Annotated in this window: 18 protein-coding genes, 1 pseudogene and 1 riboswitch; of the genes and pseudogenes, 9 read left to right on the top strand and 10 right to left on the bottom strand. The window is 71.2% G+C overall.

Going from position 1 to position 18,432, the window contains the following annotated elements; translation table 11 throughout:
- Positions 1-11 precede the first annotated feature (11 nt).
- Together ACQP2Y_RS30470 and ACQP2Y_RS30465 are read right to left on the bottom strand one after the other, a co-directional pair.
- The gene (locus ACQP2Y_RS30470; RefSeq protein ID WP_433718604.1) at positions 12-668 is read right to left on the bottom strand and encodes a response regulator; all 657 of its coding nucleotides are present in this window, start codon (positions 666-668) and stop codon (positions 12-14) included.
- Complete coding sequence (locus ACQP2Y_RS30465; RefSeq protein WP_433718602.1) at positions 665-1,630, bottom strand: sensor histidine kinase; 966 nt, start codon at positions 1,628-1,630, stop codon at positions 665-667. Before ACQP2Y_RS30465 ends, ACQP2Y_RS30470 begins: the two co-directional genes overlap by 4 nt.
- A 334-nt stretch (positions 1,631-1,964) precedes the next feature.
- On the opposite strand from ACQP2Y_RS30465, the gene ACQP2Y_RS30460 reads away from it, so the two are divergent.
- Positions 1,965-3,218 carry a hypothetical protein gene (locus ACQP2Y_RS30460; RefSeq protein ID WP_433718601.1) on the top strand — a complete coding sequence of 418 codons (1,254 nt, stop codon included), beginning with the start codon at positions 1,965-1,967 and terminating at the stop codon, positions 3,216-3,218.
- Between the two features lie 88 nt (positions 3,219-3,306).
- Here ACQP2Y_RS30460 and ACQP2Y_RS30455 read toward each other — a convergent pair whose 3' ends face one another.
- Entirely contained in the window at positions 3,307-4,098 is a 792-nt protein-coding gene (locus ACQP2Y_RS30455) for a GntR family transcriptional regulator (RefSeq protein ID WP_212994099.1), read from the bottom strand.
- A 115-nt stretch (positions 4,099-4,213) separates the two neighbouring features.
- Here ACQP2Y_RS30455 and ACQP2Y_RS30450 point away from each other — a divergent pair, with 115 nt between their 5' ends.
- Both ACQP2Y_RS30450 and ACQP2Y_RS30445 read left to right on the top strand, forming a co-directional pair.
- The gene (locus tag ACQP2Y_RS30450; protein WP_433718599.1) at positions 4,214-5,017 is read left to right on the top strand and encodes a class I SAM-dependent methyltransferase; all 804 of its coding nucleotides are present in this window, start codon (positions 4,214-4,216) and stop codon (positions 5,015-5,017) included.
- Between the two features lie 10 nt (positions 5,018-5,027).
- Positions 5,028-5,375 (top strand): hypothetical protein, encoded by a 348-nt coding sequence (locus ACQP2Y_RS30445; protein ID WP_360824773.1) that lies wholly within the window; start codon positions 5,028-5,030, stop codon positions 5,373-5,375.
- A gap of 13 nt (positions 5,376-5,388) precedes the next feature.
- Here the strand turns inward: ACQP2Y_RS30445 and ACQP2Y_RS30440 are convergent, their stop codons facing one another.
- The gene (locus ACQP2Y_RS30440) at positions 5,389-6,312 is read right to left on the bottom strand and encodes a TetR/AcrR family transcriptional regulator C-terminal domain-containing protein (RefSeq protein WP_433718598.1); all 924 of its coding nucleotides are present in this window, start codon (positions 6,310-6,312) and stop codon (positions 5,389-5,391) included.
- A gap of 132 nt (positions 6,313-6,444) precedes the next feature.
- On the opposite strand from ACQP2Y_RS30440, the gene ACQP2Y_RS30435 reads away from it, so the two are divergent.
- Positions 6,445-7,200 (top strand): ABC transporter ATP-binding protein, encoded by a 756-nt coding sequence (locus ACQP2Y_RS30435; RefSeq protein ID WP_433732131.1) that lies wholly within the window; start codon positions 6,445-6,447, stop codon positions 7,198-7,200.
- Positions 7,197-8,513 carry an FtsX-like permease family protein gene (locus tag ACQP2Y_RS30430; protein ID WP_433718597.1) on the top strand — a complete coding sequence of 439 codons (1,317 nt, stop codon included), beginning with the start codon at positions 7,197-7,199 and terminating at the stop codon, positions 8,511-8,513. The genes ACQP2Y_RS30435 and ACQP2Y_RS30430 overlap by 4 nt, the downstream gene beginning before the upstream one ends.
- Positions 8,514-8,622: 109 nt before the next feature.
- On the opposite strand, the gene ACQP2Y_RS30425 is transcribed toward ACQP2Y_RS30430, so the two are convergent.
- Entirely contained in the window at positions 8,623-9,492 is an 870-nt protein-coding gene (locus ACQP2Y_RS30425) for a PAC2 family protein (RefSeq protein WP_360543951.1), read from the bottom strand.
- Between the two features lie 224 nt (positions 9,493-9,716).
- Between ACQP2Y_RS30425 and metH the strand changes: the two genes are divergently transcribed.
- Positions 9,717-13,184 carry a methionine synthase gene (gene metH / locus ACQP2Y_RS30420; RefSeq protein ID WP_433732128.1) on the top strand — a complete coding sequence of 1,156 codons (3,468 nt, stop codon included), beginning with the start codon at positions 9,717-9,719 and terminating at the stop codon, positions 13,182-13,184.
- A gap of 278 nt (positions 13,185-13,462) precedes the next feature.
- On the opposite strand, the gene ACQP2Y_RS30415 is transcribed toward metH, so the two are convergent.
- Positions 13,463-14,554 (bottom strand): hypothetical protein, encoded by a 1,092-nt coding sequence (locus ACQP2Y_RS30415; protein WP_433718596.1) that lies wholly within the window; start codon positions 14,552-14,554, stop codon positions 13,463-13,465.
- A 93-nt stretch (positions 14,555-14,647) separates the two neighbouring features.
- Positions 14,648-15,385 (bottom strand): phosphotransferase family protein, encoded by a 738-nt coding sequence (locus ACQP2Y_RS30410; RefSeq protein WP_433718595.1) that lies wholly within the window; start codon positions 15,383-15,385, stop codon positions 14,648-14,650.
- 46 nt (positions 15,386-15,431) lie between these two features.
- Between ACQP2Y_RS30410 and ACQP2Y_RS30405 the strand changes: the two are divergent.
- A pseudogene (locus ACQP2Y_RS30405) lies at positions 15,432-15,602 on the top strand (haloacid dehalogenase); the annotation flags it as partial.
- A 6-nt stretch (positions 15,603-15,608) separates the two neighbouring features.
- Here ACQP2Y_RS30405 and ACQP2Y_RS30400 read toward each other — a convergent pair.
- The gene (locus tag ACQP2Y_RS30400) at positions 15,609-15,923 is read right to left on the bottom strand and encodes a DMT family transporter (RefSeq protein ID WP_360543941.1); all 315 of its coding nucleotides are present in this window, start codon (positions 15,921-15,923) and stop codon (positions 15,609-15,611) included.
- Positions 15,924-15,934: 11 nt separating this feature from the next.
- A riboswitch (guanidine-III (ykkC-III) riboswitch) is annotated at positions 15,935-15,997 on the bottom strand.
- A 326-nt stretch (positions 15,998-16,323) separates the two neighbouring features.
- Between ACQP2Y_RS30400 and ACQP2Y_RS30395 the strand changes: the two genes are divergently transcribed.
- Positions 16,324-16,617, top strand: coding sequence for a hypothetical protein (locus ACQP2Y_RS30395; RefSeq protein WP_433718594.1), 294 nt, complete (start codon positions 16,324-16,326; stop codon positions 16,615-16,617).
- Here ACQP2Y_RS30395 and ACQP2Y_RS30390 read toward each other — a convergent pair.
- Positions 16,605-17,300 (bottom strand): hypothetical protein, encoded by a 696-nt coding sequence (locus tag ACQP2Y_RS30390; protein WP_433718592.1) that lies wholly within the window; start codon positions 17,298-17,300, stop codon positions 16,605-16,607. The genes ACQP2Y_RS30395 and ACQP2Y_RS30390 overlap by 13 nt on opposite strands.
- A gap of 102 nt (positions 17,301-17,402) precedes the next feature.
- Here ACQP2Y_RS30390 and ACQP2Y_RS30385 point away from each other — a divergent pair, with 102 nt between their 5' ends.
- Positions 17,403-17,927, top strand: a complete 525-nt coding sequence (locus ACQP2Y_RS30385; RefSeq protein ID WP_433718591.1) for a hypothetical protein — start codon at positions 17,403-17,405, stop codon at positions 17,925-17,927.
- On the opposite strand, the gene ACQP2Y_RS30380 is transcribed toward ACQP2Y_RS30385, so the two are convergent.
- Positions 17,924-18,406, bottom strand: coding sequence for an AAA family ATPase (locus ACQP2Y_RS30380; RefSeq protein WP_433718589.1), 483 nt, complete (start codon positions 18,404-18,406; stop codon positions 17,924-17,926). The two genes, ACQP2Y_RS30385 and ACQP2Y_RS30380, sit on opposite strands and share 4 nt — an antisense overlap.
- Positions 18,407-18,432: the final 26 nt, after the last annotated feature.

Genomic DNA, 18,432 nt, shown 5'->3' with positions numbered 1-18,432 from the left:
CGGCGTAGCGCTCAACGGCCACCGGCCCGGACCAGACCTGACTCGTACGCGTAGACCACCGCCTGCACCCGGTCCCGCAGCCCGAGCTTCATCAGCACTCGCGCCACGTGGGTTTTGACCGTGGCCTCGCCCACCCCCAGCTCCGCCGAGATCTCCGCGTTGGACATCCCCCGGGCCAGCAGCCGCAGCACGTCCACCTCGCGCGGCGTCAGCTCGTCCAGCTCGGGTGCCGGCGCCGGCCCCGGACGCCCCGCGAAAGCCGAGATCACCCGCGTCGTGACGGCCGGGTCGAGCAGCGCCTCACCACCGGCCACCACCCGGATCGCGGTGATCAGGTGCTCCGGGGAGGACACCTTGAGCAGAAAGCCGCTCGCCCCCGCTTGCAGCGCCCGGTACAGGTTCTCGTCCGTGTCGAAGGTGGTCAGCACGATGATCCGGGGCGGGTGCGGCGCCGCCAGCAGGGTGCGGGTGGCGCTGAGCCCGTCCTGGCGGGGCATCGCGATGTCCATCAGCACGACGTCCGGGCGCAGGCGCCGCACCACGCTGACCGCCTCAGTGCCGTCGCTGGCCTCGCCCACCACGGTCAGGTCCGGCTCGGTCTCGATGACCATGCGCAGCCCGGCCCGCAGCATCCGCTGGTCGTCCGCGATCACCACGGTGATGGTCATCGGCTCACCTGCACCGGCACCGGCAGCCGCGCCCGCACCGAGAAGCCGCCCTCGGGGCGCGGGCCGGCCGTCAGCTCGCCGCCGAACAGCGTCACCCGCTCGCGCATCCCGATCAGCCCCTGACCCCCGCCCGACGGGGAGTGCGCCGCCTGGCCGTCGTCCTCCACCTTCAGGTGCAGCCCGTCCGACCGGAAGTCGACCGTGACCTTCGCGCTCGCGGCGCCGGCGTGTTTGAGCACGTTGGTGAGGGCCTCCTGCACGATCCGGTAGGCGGACAGATCCACCGCCGGTGGCAGCGTCACCGCCTCGCCCCCGCGCCGCACGCTGACCGCCAGCCCGGCCTCGCGTACCTGGGCCACCAGCTCGTCGAGCCGGTCCAGCCCGGCCGGCGGTGCCGTCTCGGCGGCGTCGCCGCGCAGCAGTCCCAGGGTGCGGCGCAGCTCGCCGACCGCCTCGCGCCCGGACACCTCGATGCTGTGCAGCAATTGCGGGTCGACGTCTAGCCCGGCGTCGAGGCGGCGCCGCACCACCCCGGCCTGGATGACCATGACGGTGACGCTGTGCGCCACCATGTCGTGCAGCTCGCGGGCGATCCGGACCCGTTCCTCCATGACCGCCTCGCGGGCCTGCTGTTCGCGGATCGACGCGCGGACCGCGGCGGTGTCGGCCACCCGCCGGTTCTGCAGGGCGACCGCGACGCCGAGCGCGTAGGGCGCCAGGCTGAAGAAGAACGCGGCCATGGGGTCCGTGCGGTCGTTCTCCCAGTAGACGACGCCGGTCAGGAAGACGAAGAGCCCGGCGGCCGCGGCGCGGAGCCGGGCCCGGCGGTCCGCGTCCGGCGCCGGGAAGATCTGCCCGGCCGTGTACGCCGCGATGATCATCGCCACCAGCTGCCACAGCCGGTAGCTGACCGGCGAGTCGTCGTAGAACACCGAGCTCGCGCTGACACTGCTGGCCGCCATCGCGAGCACCGGCACCAGCCGCCCGCAGCAGCACCAGCCCGGCGAACAGGGTCAGCGCGTACGGCCACCAGGCGCCCGGCATCCGGACGACGTACTCCTCGACGAGGGCGAACACCGTGAAGGCCGCGGCCAGGGCGAGATCGAGCGGCCGCAGCCGCCCGGCGAGCGTCCGGAACACCCCCTGACCGTACGGGCTGAGCCCCGTCCCGGAGACCGCCTCGAGGCGGATACGCCGTCCACCTCACGGGGGACGCGCAGTCCCTCCCGGTACGGGCGACGCCGGCCCCCGCCGTTCGTAACGTCTGCCGCCGACAACGGTGAGGACAAGGAGATCATGATGTGGCGTAGAGCTGCCGCCGTCAGTCTGGTGACGGCGCCGATCCTGCTGGCGGTGGCGACCGCCGTCGACCCCGCTCTCGGCGACGACCAGGGCTACGGCGTCTACCGCCAGCATCCCGCGGCGACGCAGTGGCATTCCCTGCTGCTGCACTGGGCCTGGGTGCTGTTCGTGCCCGGGCTGCTGGGCCTGCTCGCGCCGATCCGGCGCCGGGGCGCGGTCCTGGCCCGGATCGGCTGGGTCGCGGTGGTGCTCGGCCTGGCCACCTTCGCGGCGCTGATGGCGTTCGACTTCTTCCTGCTCGCGCTGGAGCAGACCCTGCCGGACGCGCAGGTCGCCGCGGTGGAGACCCGGTTCCAGGAGCAGTTGCCGACGGTGGCCGGCTGGCAGTGGCCCGGGCTGGTGGGCTGGGCGCTGTCCCTGCTGCTGGTGCCGATCGCCGCTGCCCGGGCCCGGGTGATCAATTGGTGGACGGTGGCGGCCGCGCTGGTGGGTACGGCGCTGTACTTCGCATTCGCCATCTCGCCCGTACCGGTGAATCTGCTCGGTCCGGTGGTGCTGGTCGGCGCGTATGCGGCGGCGGCCCGGCAGTTGCTGCGGCCGCGGCCGGCGGCCGCTGAGCCGGACTCCTTCGGTGCCTTCCGCCGCCGCGCGGGCTTCGCCTGCCTGTACGCCGCACCGGTGGTGTTCGGCGCCGGCCTGGCGACCGCCCCGGACGGCGACTACGTGGCGCAGCCGGTGCAGACCCAGGTCAGCGCGTTGCTGCTGCATCTGGGCTGGCTGCTGTTCGTCCCGGCGATGCTGGTCGTGGCGTCCCGCGGCCGGCGCTTCACCCAGGTCGCGGCCGGGATCACCGTGGTGGCCCTGCTCAATTTCAGCGCCCTCATGGTGGGTGACACCGCGGACCTGTCGGCGCGGCAGGTGCTCGGGGAGGGCCCGGCCGACAGGGTGGCCGACGCCCTCGGTGGCCTGTCGTTCTTCACCTTCGGCTGGGCGCTGCCGGGCATGGTGCTGAGCCTGCTGGGCCTGATGGCGGTGCCGATCGGCGCGGCGGTGGACCGGCTGACCCGGTGGTGGGTGCCGGTGCTCGCAGTCGCGGGGGTGGCAATGTTCCTCGTCGTACCCCTCGGTCCGGCCGGGGTGACCGGTCCGCTGCTGCTGCTCGCCGCGTTCGGCCTGCTCGGCCGCGATCTGCGCCGGCCGCGGGATACCGCCGACGAGCCGGTCCCGGCGGTCGCCGCCGCGGCGTGAGGGCCGCCCGGCAGCCGGAGGGGGCTGCCGGGCGGCACCGGTCATTCGGCGTTCAGCCGCGTCGGTCAGGCGGCGGCCAGGCGCAGCGTCACGCGAGAGTGAGGCCGGGGTCCGGGTCTGGCTCGGGGACCGGCGCCGGGATGCGGTATTCCTCGGTCAGCGTGGTCATCGGCCCCGGCCAGGTCGCCTGGGCCACCTCGATCGGCTTGCGGGTCTCGTCGAACGCCACGTGCAGCAGGTGCAGCACCGGGGTGTCCGGGCGGATCTGCAGGATCTCCGCCTCCTCGCGGCTCGGCTGCCGGGCGCTGATGGTGTCGGTCGCCGACGCGTAGCGCCGCCCGATCGCCTCCTCGGCCTCCTGGTAGAGCGGCCGGCCGAACGCCTCGGCCCGTTCCAGCGAGGTCCCGGTCGCGTCGGTCACCCGGAACCACGAGGCGCCGACCTCGACGGTGGCGTCGTCGGCGCGTACGAGATGCCGCCGGACCAGCATCTCCGTGCCGTCGCGGACCCCGAACGCGTCCGCCACCTCGGGCGGCGCGGCCTCGCGGCCGACGCCGGCCAGCTGCTGGCGGTAGCGGGCCGCCAGGTCGGCGTGGTAGCCGCGGTGGGCGCCGTAGCGGCCGCGGGAGAGCCGGTTGAGCCGGCGCCGGGTGCCGCGCACGTACGTGCCGGAGCCCGGCTTGGTGATCAGGATGCCTTCGACGCGCAGCTGGTCGACGGTGCGTTGCACGGTCTGCTTGGCCACGCCGAACATCTCGGCCATGGCGGGGATCGAGGGGAGCCGCTCACCGGGGTTCCAGTCCCCGCGGCGGATACGTTCCCGCAGCTGGGCGGCAATCTGCCGGTGCGGGAACTCGGCGGCGCCGGGATTGATCGTCATGGCGGTACCTCCTGACCCTAGGTTCCTAGGATGACTCACGCAGCGTGCGCCACGGGACAGCGACACGCGGAAAAGTCGGTCGACCACGGCGGCGCGGGCATCGAGCATGGTCAGCATGTTGAGTCCCGAGATCCTCGAGTACTACGAACGCGGCGGCGAGCAGTTGCGCCTGACCGCCGGCACCGGCCGCCTGGAGTTCCTGCGCACCTGGGACGTGCTCACCCGGGTGCTGCCACCCGCGCCGGCCCGGATCGTCGACGTCGGCGGGGCCACCGGGGTCTACGCGCGCCCGCTGGCCGAAGCCGGTCACACCGTACGGGTGATCGATCCGGTCCCGGACCACGTGGCTGCCGCGGACGCCCTGCCCGGAGTGACCGCCGTCCTGGGCGACGCGCGGGCGCTGCCCGAGCCCGACGCGAGCGCCGACGCCGTGCTGCTCTTCGGCCCGCTCTACCACCTGCCTCAGCGCGCGGACCGGGTCGCGGCCTGGCGCGAGGCGGCCCGCGTGGTGCGCCCGGGCGGGGTGGTCATCGGGGCCGTGATCAGCCGTTTCGCGTCGCTGTTGGACGGCGTGGTCAAGGGCTACTACGCCGAGCCCGAGTTCGTGTCGATCGTGCAGGGGGCGCTGGACGACGGCGTGCACCGCAACGAGGGCGGGCAGTCGCGGTGGTTCACCAGCGCGTACTTCCACCGGCCCGAGGAGCCGGCCGCCGAGGCGACCGAGGCCGGGCTCACCGGGACGCGCACGGTGGCGGTCGAGGGCCCGGTGTGGATGACCGGTACGCGGCTGACGGAGTTCCTCGCCGACGAGCGGCTGACCGGCATCATGCTGGACATGCTGCGCCGGGTCGAGGACGAGCCGAGCCTGTTCGGCGCGAGCAGCCACCTGCTGACCATCGCCCGCCGGCCCGCCCCCTAAGCTGTCCCCCGTGGAGGCTCTGCGGTTGATTCTGCGCTACGCGCACCTGATCGGTTTCGCGCTGCTGCTCGGTGGGGCGATCGCGCAGTTCGTCTCGGCGAAGCTGCGCATCAACCCGGCGATGCTGTGGGGTTCGATCATCCAGGTGCTGACCGGCCTGGCGCTGTCGGCGCCGCTGCGCGGTGGCGGCGACGACGAGCCCGCCCCGGCGAAGCTGGCCGTGAAGCTGGTGCTCGCGATTCTGATCTTCATCATGGTCTTCGTGCCGCGCAAGCGCGCCGAGGTCAACCGCGGGCACTTCATCGGCATCATCGCCCTGACGCTGATCAACGCCGCGGTCGCCACCTTCTGGCGCTAGCCCTCGGCCGGCATCAGCCCTCCAGGACGGGTTCGAGTCCGTCCAGGAGGCGTTGCAGGCCGAACTCCATCAGCCGGTCGACGTCGAACTCGAGCGCCGGGTCACTGACGGCCCGGTGCATGAAGGGGTAGCGGCCGCTGCTGAGGATCTCGCCGAGCCTGTTCTGCTGGGAGTCCAGCCACTGCTCCTCGTTCATTCCGGTCTCCTGCTCGGCCTGGGCCTCCTCCTCGATGTTGACGGCCGTGCCGCGGACGTAGTTCGCCACGGTGACCGCCGCCAGGAAGAGCACATCCGGGGCAAGGCCGTGCCCGTCGAGGGCGCGCATCGTCCACTCGGTGTGGGCCATCGCGCGCGGGGCGAGCAGCGGACGGGTGAACGAGATCGCCTGGGCCAGCCAGGGGTGGCGCCGGTACATGGACCACTGGAGCCGGGCCAGCGCCTCGACGCAGGCGCGCCAGCCGTCGGTGCCGGGGGAGAGCCCGGGCAGGGCGTCGCCGGCGAAGACCGTGTCCATCATGAACAGCAGCAGTTCCTCCTTGCCGGACACGTGCCGGTAGAGCGACATCGTCGGCATGCCCAGCTCGCCGGCGAGACGGCGCATGGAGAGCGCGCCGAGGCCCTCCGCGTCGGCGATGGCGACGGCGGTGCGCACCACCCGCTCGCGATCCGGCTCGGCCGGCTGGGATTGGTCGGGCTCGGCGGAGGCGAGCCGGGGGTGGGCCGGGGTGGCGACGACTGTGCCGACGCCGGGCCGGGGCTGGACCAGGCCCTGTTCGCGCAGGGTGGCGATGACCTTGGTGGCGGTCGCCATGGCGATGCCGTGATCGGCGATCAGCTGCCGGGTGGACGGGACCCGGTCGCCGGGCGCGAGCTCACCGGCGGCGATCCGGGCGGCGATCCCGGCGGCGATCCGGCGGTACGGCGGTACGGCGCTCATCACCCCTCCTCTGCACTAGTGCGCTCCACCCTAGTGCACTAGTGAGCGCCAATGAATACGGGTGCTAGCACCACTTGAGGCCATAGTAGTGCGCTCGTACGGTGTACAAAGACGCCCACAGGAAGGCCTATGATGACCGACGCCGTACGCCTCGAGACGCTGTACAAGACCTATGACGACACCGGCACCGCCGTCACCGCGCTCGACGGTGTGACGGCCTCCTTCGGCGCGGGCACGTTCACCGCGGTGATGGGCCCGTCCGGTTCCGGCAAGAGCACCCTGCTGCAGTGCGCGGCGGGTCTGGACCGCCCCACCGCCGGCCGGGTGTTCCTGGCCGGCACCGAACTGCAGGCCGGCAAGGACACCGCGATGACCAAGTTCCGGCGTACCCGGGTCGGTTTCGTGTTCCAGGACTACAACCTGCTGCCCGCGCTGACCGTCGAGCAGAACGTGCTGCTGCCGTCCCGGCTGGCCGGCCGCCGCGCCGACCACGGCCGGGCCCGTGCGGTGCTGGACCGCCTCGGTCTGCTGGACCGCCGCGACGACCTGCCCGAGCGGCTCTCCGGTGGCCAGCGGCAGCGGGTGGCGATCGCCCGGGCGCTGATCGGGGAACCGGCTGTGATCTTCGCCGACGAGCCGACCGGCGCCCTGGACCTGCGCAGTGCCCGCGAGGTGCTGACCCTGCTGCGGGCGGCGGTGCACCAGCACGGCCGTACCGTCGTGATGGTCACCCACGATCCCGTCGCCGCCGCGTACGCGGACTCGGTGCTCTTCCTGGCCGACGGCCGGCTGGCCGGCTCGCTGAGCGCGCCCACCGCCGAGGCCGTCGCGGAACGCCTGGCCCACCTCGGTGACCTGGTCGGCGCCGGTGCGGAGGCCGTCGCATGATCGCCGTCGCCCTGCGTGGCCTGCGGCACCGCCCGGGCAATTTCGTGGCCACGTTCCTGTCGGCCTTCCTCGGCGCCACCCTGCTGATGACCTTCGCGGCCATGCTCGACACGGCCGCGGACGCAGACTCGGTGAGTGCCGAATCCCTGTCCACGACCGCGATGGTGGCGGGCGGCTGGTGCCTGATCATCGTGATCTTCGCGGTCACCTCGACGCTCAGCCTCGCGGTGCGCCGCCGCGCGGAGCAGACGGCTCTGCTGCGCCGGCTCGGCGCCACCGGTCCGCAAGTGGGCCGGATGATCGTCGGCGAGGCGGCCGCGGTGGCCCTGCTGGCGTCGGCGGTGGCCGTACCGGTCGCTCTGGTTCTGGGCCGGCTGCTGCTCACGCTGATGCAGGACACCGGCCAGGTCGCCACCGCGGTCGGCTATGCGTTCGGCCCGGTCGCGCTGGGCGTGGGCTTCGGCGTCACGCTGCTGGGCTCGGTCGTCGCGGCCGTGGCGACGGTCCGGCGGACGGCCGGACCGGCCGGCGCCCGCCCCGAGCGCCCCCGGGCCCGCCGCATCGCCGGGGTGGTGTTTCTGCTGATCGCCACGAACTGCTCGGTGCTGACCGCGACCCTGATGGACGGCAAGGGCATCGACGCGATGCAGACGGCCGGCCAGGCCGGCATCTGGGCGTCGATCGGCCTGACCCTGTTCGCGCCGGAACTGCTGCGCCTGGTCACGGCCGTGCTGGCGGGCCCGGTCCGGCTGGCCGGCGGCGCGGCGGCAGAGCTGGCGGTCCTGGGGGTACGGCAACGCACCCGCCGGCTCGCAGGCGCGGTGATGCCGGTGGCCCTGTTCACCGGCATCGCCACCGGCACGGTCTACATGCAGGGCATCGAGGACGACGCGGCGGCGGGCACGATCCAGCCCGCGTACGCCCAGGACATCCAGACCCTGAACTACGTCGTGGTCGGCATGATCACGGTGTTCGTGGCGGTCATGCTGGTCAACACCCTGATCGCCGCGACCACCCACCGGCGCCGCGAGTTCGCCCAGCAACGGCTGGCGGGCTCGACGCGGGGTCAGCTGCTGGCCATGGTCGGGCTGGAAGGCCTGCTGGTGACGGCGACGGGGGTGCTGTCGGGCTCGGCGGCGTCACTGTTCACGATCCTGCCGTTCGGCGCGGCCCGGGTCGACCGGGTGTGGCCGGACGCCACGCCGGTCGCCTACGTGATCATCGTGGTGGTGGCGGTCGCGTTGACCGGGCTGTCGCTGCTCGGCACGACCCGCCGTACCCTCCGGGGCCCGGCCGTCTCGGCCCTGCGCTGACGCTGCGGCGCCTCCAGCCTGCGGGGCCGCCGGCGCCGTCCCCCACCACTTCGGCGGTGGGGGATCGGCGCTGTCGGCCTTTCGCCTCCGCGGCGATGAGCCGGCGGTGCTACCAGGAGCCGGCGGTCGGGCCGGCCGAGCCGCCGCGGCGGCGCAGGTACTTCTCGAACTCGGTGGCGATCTCGTCGCCGGTCAGCGGCTTGATGCCCTCGTCGCCGACCCGTTCCTCCAGCTCGCGGACGTAGTCACCGAGCTCGGTGTCCTGCTCCGCGGCGGCCCGGACGCGCTTCTCCCACTCGTCGGCCTCCTCCGCCAGGTCGGCCAGTGGCACCGGCAGGTCCAGCACGTCCTCGAGCCGGCTCAGCAGGGCGAGCGTCGCCTTCGGACACGGCGGGTTGTTCGCGTAGTGCGGCACGTGCACCCAGAACGACAGGGCGTCCACGTCCGCCCGGTCGGCCGCCTCCTGCAGCACGCCGACGATGCCGGTCGGGCCGTCGTAGCGGGTCGGGACGACCTTGTACTTCTCCGCGACCTCCTTCTCCGTCGCCGAGCCGCTGATCGGCAGGGGCCGGGTGTACGGCACGTCCGCCAGCAGAGCCCCCAGCAGCACGATGCGGTTCACCTCGAGGCTGTGGCAGACCTCCAGGATCTGCTCGCAGAAGGTGCGCCAGCGCATGCTGGGCTCGATGCCGCGGATCAGCACCACGTCACGCTCGGTGCCGGGCGGGCTCGCCACGCTGAACCGGGTGGTCGGCCAGTCGATCTTGCGCGTCTCACCCTCGGTCATGGTGATCGTCGGCCTGCTGACCTGGAAGTCGTAGAACTCCTCCGGGTCGATGGTGGTGATCTCGCGGGCCTGCCAGACCTGCTCGAGGTGCTCCACCGCAGCCGTCGACGCGTCGGCCGCGTCGTTCCACCCTTCGAAGGCGGCGATCGCCACGGGGGAGCGCAGCAGGGGTAGACCGTCGAACTCTGTCACGGTGCCAACCTTTCGTACCTCACGTACGCAAAGCCTACGTGTCCGCGTCTGATCCCACCCGGCGGCCGCGCCGACCCCCGTCATCGCTTGGAGAGCCCGGTCACAGTGAGTCCACCTGTCGGACACCGATACTCGGCGATCGGGGGATGTGCCATTAGCCTTGCAAGGTGCAGAACTCCTTCCTTGCCGCGCTGACCGATCGCATCCTCGTCGCCGACGGAGCGATGGGCACGATGCTGCAGGCCGCCGACCTCGACGTGGATGCCGACTTCCAGGGTCTCGAGGGCTGCAACGAGATCCTGAACGTGACCCGCCCCGACGTCGTCCGCGGCGTCCACGAGGCCTACCTGGCCGCGGGGGCGGACTGCGTCGAGACCAACACCTTCGGTGCCAACCTCGGCAATCTGGGCGACTACGACATCCAGGACCGGATCCGGGAGCTGTCGCAGGCCGGTGCCGCGGTCGCCCGCGAGGCGGCCGACGCCCATTCGACCCCCGAGCAGCCCCGGTACGTGTTGGGCTCGATCGGTCCCGGCACCAAGCTGCCCACCCTCGGCCACACGCACTACACCACGCTGCGTGACGCGTACCACGAGAACGCGGCCGGCCTGGTCCTGGGCGGCGCCGACGCGCTGATCATCGAGACCTGTCAGGACCTGCTGCAGACCAAGTCGGCGGTGGTCGGCGCGCACCGGGCGATGGCCGAGGTCGGGCGCAAGGTGCCGATCATCTGTCACGTGACCGTGGAGACCACCGGCACGATGCTGCTGGGCAGCGAGATCGGTGCGGCGCTGACCGCGCTGGAGCCGCTGGGCATCGACCTGATCGGACTGAACTGCGCGACCGGCCCGGCCGAGATGACCGAGCACCTGCGCTACCTGGCGCAGTCGGCGAGCGTACCGGTGTCGGTCATGCCGAATGCCGGCCTGCCGGTGCTGGCCGCCGGCGGCGCCTACTATCCGCTGACCCCCGACGAGCTGGCCGAGGCGCTGGACCGCTTCGTCCGCGAGTACGGCGTCTCGCTGGTCGGCGGCTGCTGCGGCACGACGCCCGCGCACATCGAGGCTGTCGTCAGCCGCGTCCGCGGCCTCAAGGCCGCCCCGCGCGAGCCGCAGCACGCGCCCTCCGCCGCGTCGATCTACCACGAGGTGCCGTTCCGGCAGGACGCCGGCGTGCTGATGATCGGCGAGCGCACCAACGCCAACGGCTCGAAGGCGTTCCGCGAGCCGATGCTGGCCGGCGACTGGCAGGCCTGCGTGGAGATCGCCCGCAGCCAGGCCCGCGACGGCTCGCACCTGCTCGACCTGTGCGTCGACTACGTGGGCCGCGACGGCACCCAGGACATGCGCGAGCTGGCCGGCCGCTTCGCCACCGCCTCGACCCTGCCGATCATGCTGGACTCCACCGAGCCGCAGGTCGTCGAGGCGGGCCTGGAGATGCTCGGCGGCCGCTGCGTGGTCAACTCGGTCAACTACGAGGACGGCGACGGCCCCGGCTCCCGCTACGCCCGGATGATGCCGATCGTCAAGGAGCACGGCGCGGCCGTGGTCGCCCTGACCATCGACGAGGAGGGCCAGGCCCGCGACGCCGACTGGAAGGTCCGGGTCGCGACCCGGCTCATCGACGACCTCACCGGCACGTGGGGCATGAAGCTGTCCGACATCCTGGTCGACTGCCTCACGTTCCCGATCGCCACCGGTCAGGAGGAGACCCGGCGCGACGGCCTGGAGACGATCGAGGCGATCCGGCGGCTCAGCGAGCTGTACCCGGGCGTCAACTTCACCCTCGGTCTCTCCAACATCTCCTTCGGCCTCAACCCGGCGGCCCGCCAGGTGCTCAACTCGGTCTTCCTGCACGAGTGCGTGCAGGCCGGGATGACCAGCGCGATCGTGCACGCCAGCAAGATCCTGCCGATGTCGAAGATCCAGGAGGAGCAGCGCAAGGTCGCGCTGGACATGATCTACGACCGGCGCCGCGAGGGGTACGACCCGCTGCAGAAGTTCCTGCAGCTCTTCGAGGGCGTCGACGTCACCTCGGCCCGCGAGACCCGCGCGCAGGAGCTGGCCGGGCTGCCGCTGGAGGAGCGCCTCAAGCGCCGCATCATCGACGGCGAGCGCAACGGCCTCGAGGACGACCTGCTGGAGGCGCTGCAGACCAAGCCGGCCCTGGCGATCGTCAACGACGTGCTGCTCGACGGCATGAAGACGGTCGGTGAGCTGTTCGGCTCCGGGCAGATGCAGCTGCCGTTCGTGCTCCAGTCGGCCGAGGTGATGAAGGCCGCGGTGGCGTTCCTCGAGCCGCACATGGAGAAGAACGAGGACGAGGAAGGCAAGGGCCGCATCGTGCTCGCCACGGTCAAGGGCGACGTGCACGACATCGGCAAGAACCTGGTCGACATCATCCTGAGCAACAACGGCTACGAGGTCGTCAACATCGGCATCAAGCAGCCGATCAACGCGATCATCGAGGCGGCCGAGCAGCACCAGGCGGACGCGATCGGCATGTCCGGCCTGCTGGTGAAGAGCACGGTCGTGATGAAGGAGAACCTGCAGGAGATGGCGTCGCGCGGCGTCGCGGCGAAGTATCCGGTCATGCTGGGTGGGGCGGCGCTGACCCGCGCGTACGTCGAGGACGACCTGCGCTCGCAGTACGAGGGCGAGGTGCACTACGCCCGGGACGCGTTCGAGGGCCTGTCGTTGATGGACAAGGTGATGACCGCCAAGCGCGGCGGCGCCCCGGTGATCGACCCGGAACGCGAGGCCGCGCTGGCGGCCCGCCGGGCCCGCCGCGAGAAGCAGCGCGCGATGGTCTCGGAGAACCTGCCGCCCCTGGACGACACCTCGGTCCGCTCCGACGTGGCCACCGACATCGACATCCCGAAGGCGCCGTTCTTCGGCACCCGGGTGGTCAAGGGCATCCCGCTGAAGGACTACGCGTCGATGCTGGACGAGCGGGCGACGTTCCTGGGCCAGTGGGGCCTGAAGGCGGCCCGCGGCGGCAGCGGCCCGTCGTACGAGGAGCTGGTGGAGAGCGAGGGGAGGCCCCGCCTGCGCTACTGGCTGGACCGCCTGGCGGCGGACCACGTCCTGGAGGCGGCGGTCGTGTACGGCTACTTCCCGGCGTACTCGGAAGGCAACACCCTGGTGGTGCTGGACGAGAACGGCGCAGCGGAAAGGGCCCGCTTCACGTTCCCCCGCCAGCGCCAGGAAAGGCGCCTGTGCCTGGCCGACTTCTTCAAGCCCCGCGGCGCCGACGGCGAACTGGACGTGGTGGCCCTGCAACTGGTGACGGTGGGCCAGCCGATCAGCGAATACACGGCCAAGATGTTCGCCCGCGACGAGTACCGCGACTACCTGGAGGTCCACGGCCTGTCGGTCCAGCTGACCGAAGCCCTGGCCGAGTACTGGCACCGCAGGGTCCGCTCAGAACTGACCCTCCCGAACGGCGCACCGGTGGGCGCGAACGACCCGACCGACCTGGCGAGCATCCTGAAGAACGACTACCGCGGCTGCCGCTACGCATTCGGCTACCCGGCCTGCCCGGACCTGGAAGACCGGGCGAAGGTGGTCGATCTGCTGGACGCGGGCCGCATCGGGGTGAAGCTGTCGGAGGAGTTCCAGCTGGAGCCGGAGCAGTCGACGGACGCGATCATCACCCACCACCCGGACGCCAACTACTTCAACGCCAAGTAGGCGGCACATAAGGCCCGGCCTGGACCGGGAGACGCCCCCGCGCGCGGGGGCGTCTCCCGTGGTGCGATCTCGCCGGGCGACGTGTTGATGGGGACCAGGCTTCGATGGCGGCGGTCAGCTCCATCGGGTCCGCGCCGTACGCGGACGGCTCTTCGTGGCGCCGCGACCAACGGGAGGCGTAAAAGCCGGGGCGGCGATCGTCGACTCGGGCTGCCAGCCCGGAATCCAGCTGGGGTATCCGGCCTGGAGCTTGTCGTCGGCGCTGCGATGCCCCCTCATCACCTGAAGAGTTGTCCGAACGTGGTGCGGATAGCGTCGGTGAAGTCCATGGAGTCGCCGTACTCCCTGGCCGCGGCACACATCTCACACGCGGTGGCGAGGGTGCTGGTGCCCACCGCGGCGTTGAAGACCGTCTCCACGGTGCTGAAGACCATCTCCACGGCGATGTCTTGATCGGCGGCATGGTCATCGCCGAGGCCGGGCATGATCGGCATGGACGGTAGCGTGTGAATGACGTCGAAGCGGTTCGGTGGTGACGTGCCTTCCCGCAAGGCGGCCAAGATCGACGGCGTCCAGGATCGGTCAAGGAGGCCGGCTGCGGCCAGGATCCGCTCGGCGCACCACACGGTCACGGCACGGCGCAGTTCGTCGTCGGCTTCGACCAGGGCCTGAGCAAGAGCTGGATCAACTTGCCGCAAGGAAGCGGCACCCCAGCCACCTTCGCGCAGGCGCGGGTCGTCGGGGATCTGCCCGTCCCAGATCGCCAGCAGCTCTTCTTCAGCTTCCTCCGCGAGCCGGTCATCGCGGTCCTGCCGGAGAACAGCGACTTGTCCGGCCAACTCCTCGCCCGTCAGGGCGGGGTCCGTACTGTGGCGGTGCCGGTATCCGGCAACTTCGCTGCCCTGCCGTACGACGCGGTCCACCCCGACGGCCGGCCAGAACTGCAGCATGTACCGGTCGACCGGTTCGTCATCCGGCCTGGTGTCGACGTCGTGTCCGCGCTGCATGTCCTGAGCGCAGTACCGCACTCGGTAGAAGCCTGGTGGCAGGTCGACCGGCCCTTCGGCCGAGTCGAACGCCGACAGCAGCAGTTCCTCGCTCCGGCTACCGAAGTACGCCTCCACGACGTCCTGCCAGACGTCGCCGAGTTCCGGCTCATCAGTGTGCAACTCGATCCGCATGCCGACCCTGCCGGTGTGCAGACCGGTATGCATGGTGAGCACACCCGGTACGGCCGCACCACAGAGACCGTTGACCTGGCCCCGGTATCCGTCCGTGCGGTCTCCAGGGCGCTCTTCTTCAATGGCCCCGAGGATGAGAAACCCGTAATGAACGTGGATCGTGGTGTCCAGCAGAACCTCGACAAGCATGATCGCCCCCGTAGCGCCTCAGCTTCAAGGATCATGACAGCCGAGTCTCGGCGGCACCGGACCTTTGACGATGGTCGCTCGAGCTGGTGCGTCTCACATCCGGGCTTTCAGGACGTCGAATTCGCAGCCTGGCGAGGACGGGTCGAAGCCGTGCTCGACCAGCCAGCGGACCGCCAGCAGACTGCGCAGTGACCACCACGCCTCGATCACGTCGAGGTCCACGTCCGTGCCGTAGCCGGCGACGACATCAGCCAAGTGCTCCTCATGCCCAAGCGTCAGCGTCGCGAGATCATGCAGCGGATCACCCTGCGCCGCCTCCGACCAGTCGATCACCCCGGTGAGCTCGTCACCGTCCACGAACACGTGGGTGATCTGGAAGTCGCCGTGGACGAACTTCGGTGTGTACGACCGCAGCGCAGCCTCCGCGATCTTGCGGTTGCGCACGATCAGGTCGGTAGGGAGGACACCGTTGGCCAGAAGCCATGCGCATTCGGATTCGAGGTCAGCTGCGATGTCGTCGACCTTCCGGCCGCGCCAGGGTGGCAGCGGGGCGTCGTGCAGCTTACGGGCGGCGGCACCCGCCGCAGCCCACGCGGCCGGTGACGCGGTCGACGGTTCGCCCAGGACGCCGAGTGCCTTGCCGGGGACGGCCGCGATCGCCAGTACGGGAGGCTTGCGCCAGAGGACCGCCGGGGTCGGGATCGGCGCCAGGGCCATCGCCTCGACCTCGACATCAGTACGCTTCCGGTCGGCGTCGATCTTCAGGAACACGTCACCGACGCGCAGGGTCGCGCGTTCGCTGTGGGCGACGACGACCTTGACTTCTTCCACGCCGGCGATTGTCGTGGGATGACCACCGGCGCCGCCACGTGTTTATCGACGAGCAGCAGCCGGTCAGCCTGATTCGGCCGGCGAACAGGATCTCTACCCTGACGCTGCGGCGTGCCTCGCCGCTTTAGAGACCAGTGACTGTTCCTGGGCCTGACCTGAGGCGGCCCTGCGCGCTCTCGACCTCCCCGTGGACGTGGTCGGCACGTCCGAAGGCTGGCCGGCTTCAGTGGATGGCCTTGAGGCCGATCACCCCACCGATGATCATCGTCAGGAAGACGAACTTCAGCAGTGAGGCCGGCTCCTCGCCGGTGACCATGGCGTAGGCGACGGTCAGGACCGCGCCGATCCCCACCCATACCGCGTACGCCGTGCCGATCGGCAGAGTGCGCATCGCGTACGCCAGGCCCGCCATGCTCGCGATGATCCCGACGAAGAACACCACCGACGGGCCGAGCCGGGCGAAGCCCTGGCTCCGGCCCAGGGCCGTCGCCCAGACCGCTTCGCAGACGCCGGAGAGCACAAGAATGAACCAGGACATGGAAGTCCTCCCGCGCGCCGTCTTGTCGCTGACCGGGTACGGCACCCTCGTCCGGGAGCTCACCTGAGCTCTGCCTCCAGGCTACATACGGGGACAGAATGGTGCTGTAGGTGTGACAACCGAGACAGGAACCCGCTGGGCCGCGTCAGTGTGGCGTCGGCGCGTCACCGGAGTACGGCGTCTCACCGGCGGCTGGACCTCCACCATGCTCCACCTGACCGGGGAAGACGGCGAGCAGGCCGTCCTCCGGCTGATGACGAAGGAGCCGTGGCGCCGGCACGCACCCGGACTGCTCGCCATTCGAGCTGCTCGAACAAACTGCGCCCACCTACACCGGCACGTTCCTGCACCGGGACTTCCACCTGGCAACCTACTTTGGTCCCGGGGACGGATCACCGGGGTGGTGGACTGGGTCGAGACCTCGTGGGGACCGGCGGACCTGGACGTCGCCCACGCCCCCACCTACCTGGCGATGCTGCACGGCGCGGAGGCCGGGGACAGGTTCGTGCACGCGTGTCGCCGCCGGACCGGCGAGCGCCCTGACGAGAACGTCATGGACATCGTCGGCTATCTGCCGGACCCGGCCAAGGTCGTCCAGCCCTGGCGCGACTCCGGCCTGCCCATCAGTGACGACCTCGCCCGCCACCGCCTCGAACAGCGCCTCGGGGACGTACTGAGAGCTCAGACGACGTAGGGCTGCCACGGGAAGCGGACCGCGAGCGTCGGGTCGCCGTCCAGGAAGGCGACGAAGGCCCGGACCACCTCGTCGATGTTGACCACCTCCGCGCGGAAGTGCTGATCCGGTACGCCGTCGCGCCGTTCCAGGACGTACCAGCCCGGCCGGGTTCCCGCCTGGGCACCGTAGCCCGCTTGGATGTACCAGCCGTCTGCCCGCTTCAGCACCGCGAAGTGGTTGTCGGCCGACAGGCGCACCAGCACCCGGCGCGCCAGTTCGGCGTCCGGGTCCCGCACGGGGCGTTGCAGGGCGGACGTCAGCTCGAACCGCCAAGCCTCGCGGGCCGCCGTACGCAATTGGTTGGCCTGGGGGTCGTAGCAGTTGAGCCCGTGCTCCTCGGCCAGCCGGGCCGCCCAGGCCGACACTTCCTCGCTGCGGCGCCACACCATCGGGAAGTACACCAGCGGGCCGCCGGCCTCGTTCATCAGCGGCGCGGTCGACCAGGGGCTGTCGTCACCCGCGTCGGTGCCGATATCCGGGTAGCGGTCCAGCAGGGCCCGCACGTAGGCCACGATCCGCGCCGTCGGCTCGGTGTTGTCGGCCGACCCCACGTAGCGGTCGTACAGGAGTTTGAACTCCGCCGCCGCGGCCAGGTCGTTCGCCGGGCGGTCGCCTTCCCACACCGCAAGGTCGTATGACATGGCGCAGGACTCTACCCAGTGCCGGCGCCGGGTGGCAGTAGCCTGGACGGGTCAGCTCGGCCGGCACCGAGCGGAAGGGGCCTGACCGCAGGATGAGGTCCCTTGCGCAGTGAAGTGCTGTTCCTCGGCGGCCGGGCCGGCGTCGGCAAGACCAGCGTCGGCACCGAGATCCATGTGCAGTTGTCCGCGCGGCAGGTTCGGCACTGCCTCATCGAGGGCGACAACCTCGACCTGGCCTATCCGCCGCCGTGGGAGCACGGCCTGGCCGAACGCAACCTGGCCGCCATGTGGGCCAACTACCGCGTCCTGGGCTACCGGCGGCTGATCTACATGAACACGGTCAGCGTCCGCTTCGTCGGCGCGCTCACGACCGCGATGGGCGACGATCCGCGGGTCACGGCCGTCCTGCTCACGGCCGACGACCGTACGGCGCGGCAGCGGCTGGCCCGGCGCGAGATCGGCACCGCGCTGCAACGCCACGTGGAACGCAGCGATATCGCGGCGCGCGAGCTGGCGGAGCTGAGCCCGGAGTGGGTGTACCGGATCGCCACCGACGGGCGCCCGGTGGCGGACCTCGCCACCGAGATCATCGAGCTGGCCGGCTGGGCCGGCGACACCTCGAACTAGGCCCCCAGCAGCGCTTCCAGCTGCCGCACGACCTCGTCGACCGGGGCGGTCGCGTCGATCTCCGCGGTCGCGGTGGCGCGCAGCAACGGTTCCACGTGCGCCAGGTGGTCGAGGACCGCTGCGCGTTCCGCGGGGCTCTTGCCGTACGGGTTGTCGGTGCGCGCCGCGATCCGGGCCAGCAGCACCTCCGCCGGCGCGCTCAGCAGCACGACGTGGTCGAACCTCGGGTAAAACTCGCCCTGGTTGGACTTGCAGCCGGCCACGAACAGGTCGCCCGGGCCGCTGAGCAGTTCCGTCATCTCCGGCTCGCGCCAGATCCAGTCCGTTGAGCCGTCCGGCAGCGTCACCCAGCGGCTCCACCTGTCGGTGTCCGTGTCGACCGTGCGGTGCCCGCGCGCGCCGAGGGTCCGCAACGCCGTGGACTTGCCCGTCCCCGACATGCCGGTGATCAGGATCTTGGCGGCGGGGCGCGGGGTCATGGGCAGAGAGTACGAGGCGATAGCGT

The sequence above is a fragment of the Actinoplanes sp. CA-051413 genome, from assembly GCF_050955795.1.
In the GTDB taxonomy this organism is placed as follows: domain Bacteria; phylum Actinomycetota; class Actinomycetes; order Mycobacteriales; family Micromonosporaceae; genus Actinoplanes.
This window is presented reverse-complemented; position numbering and strand designations above follow the sequence as displayed.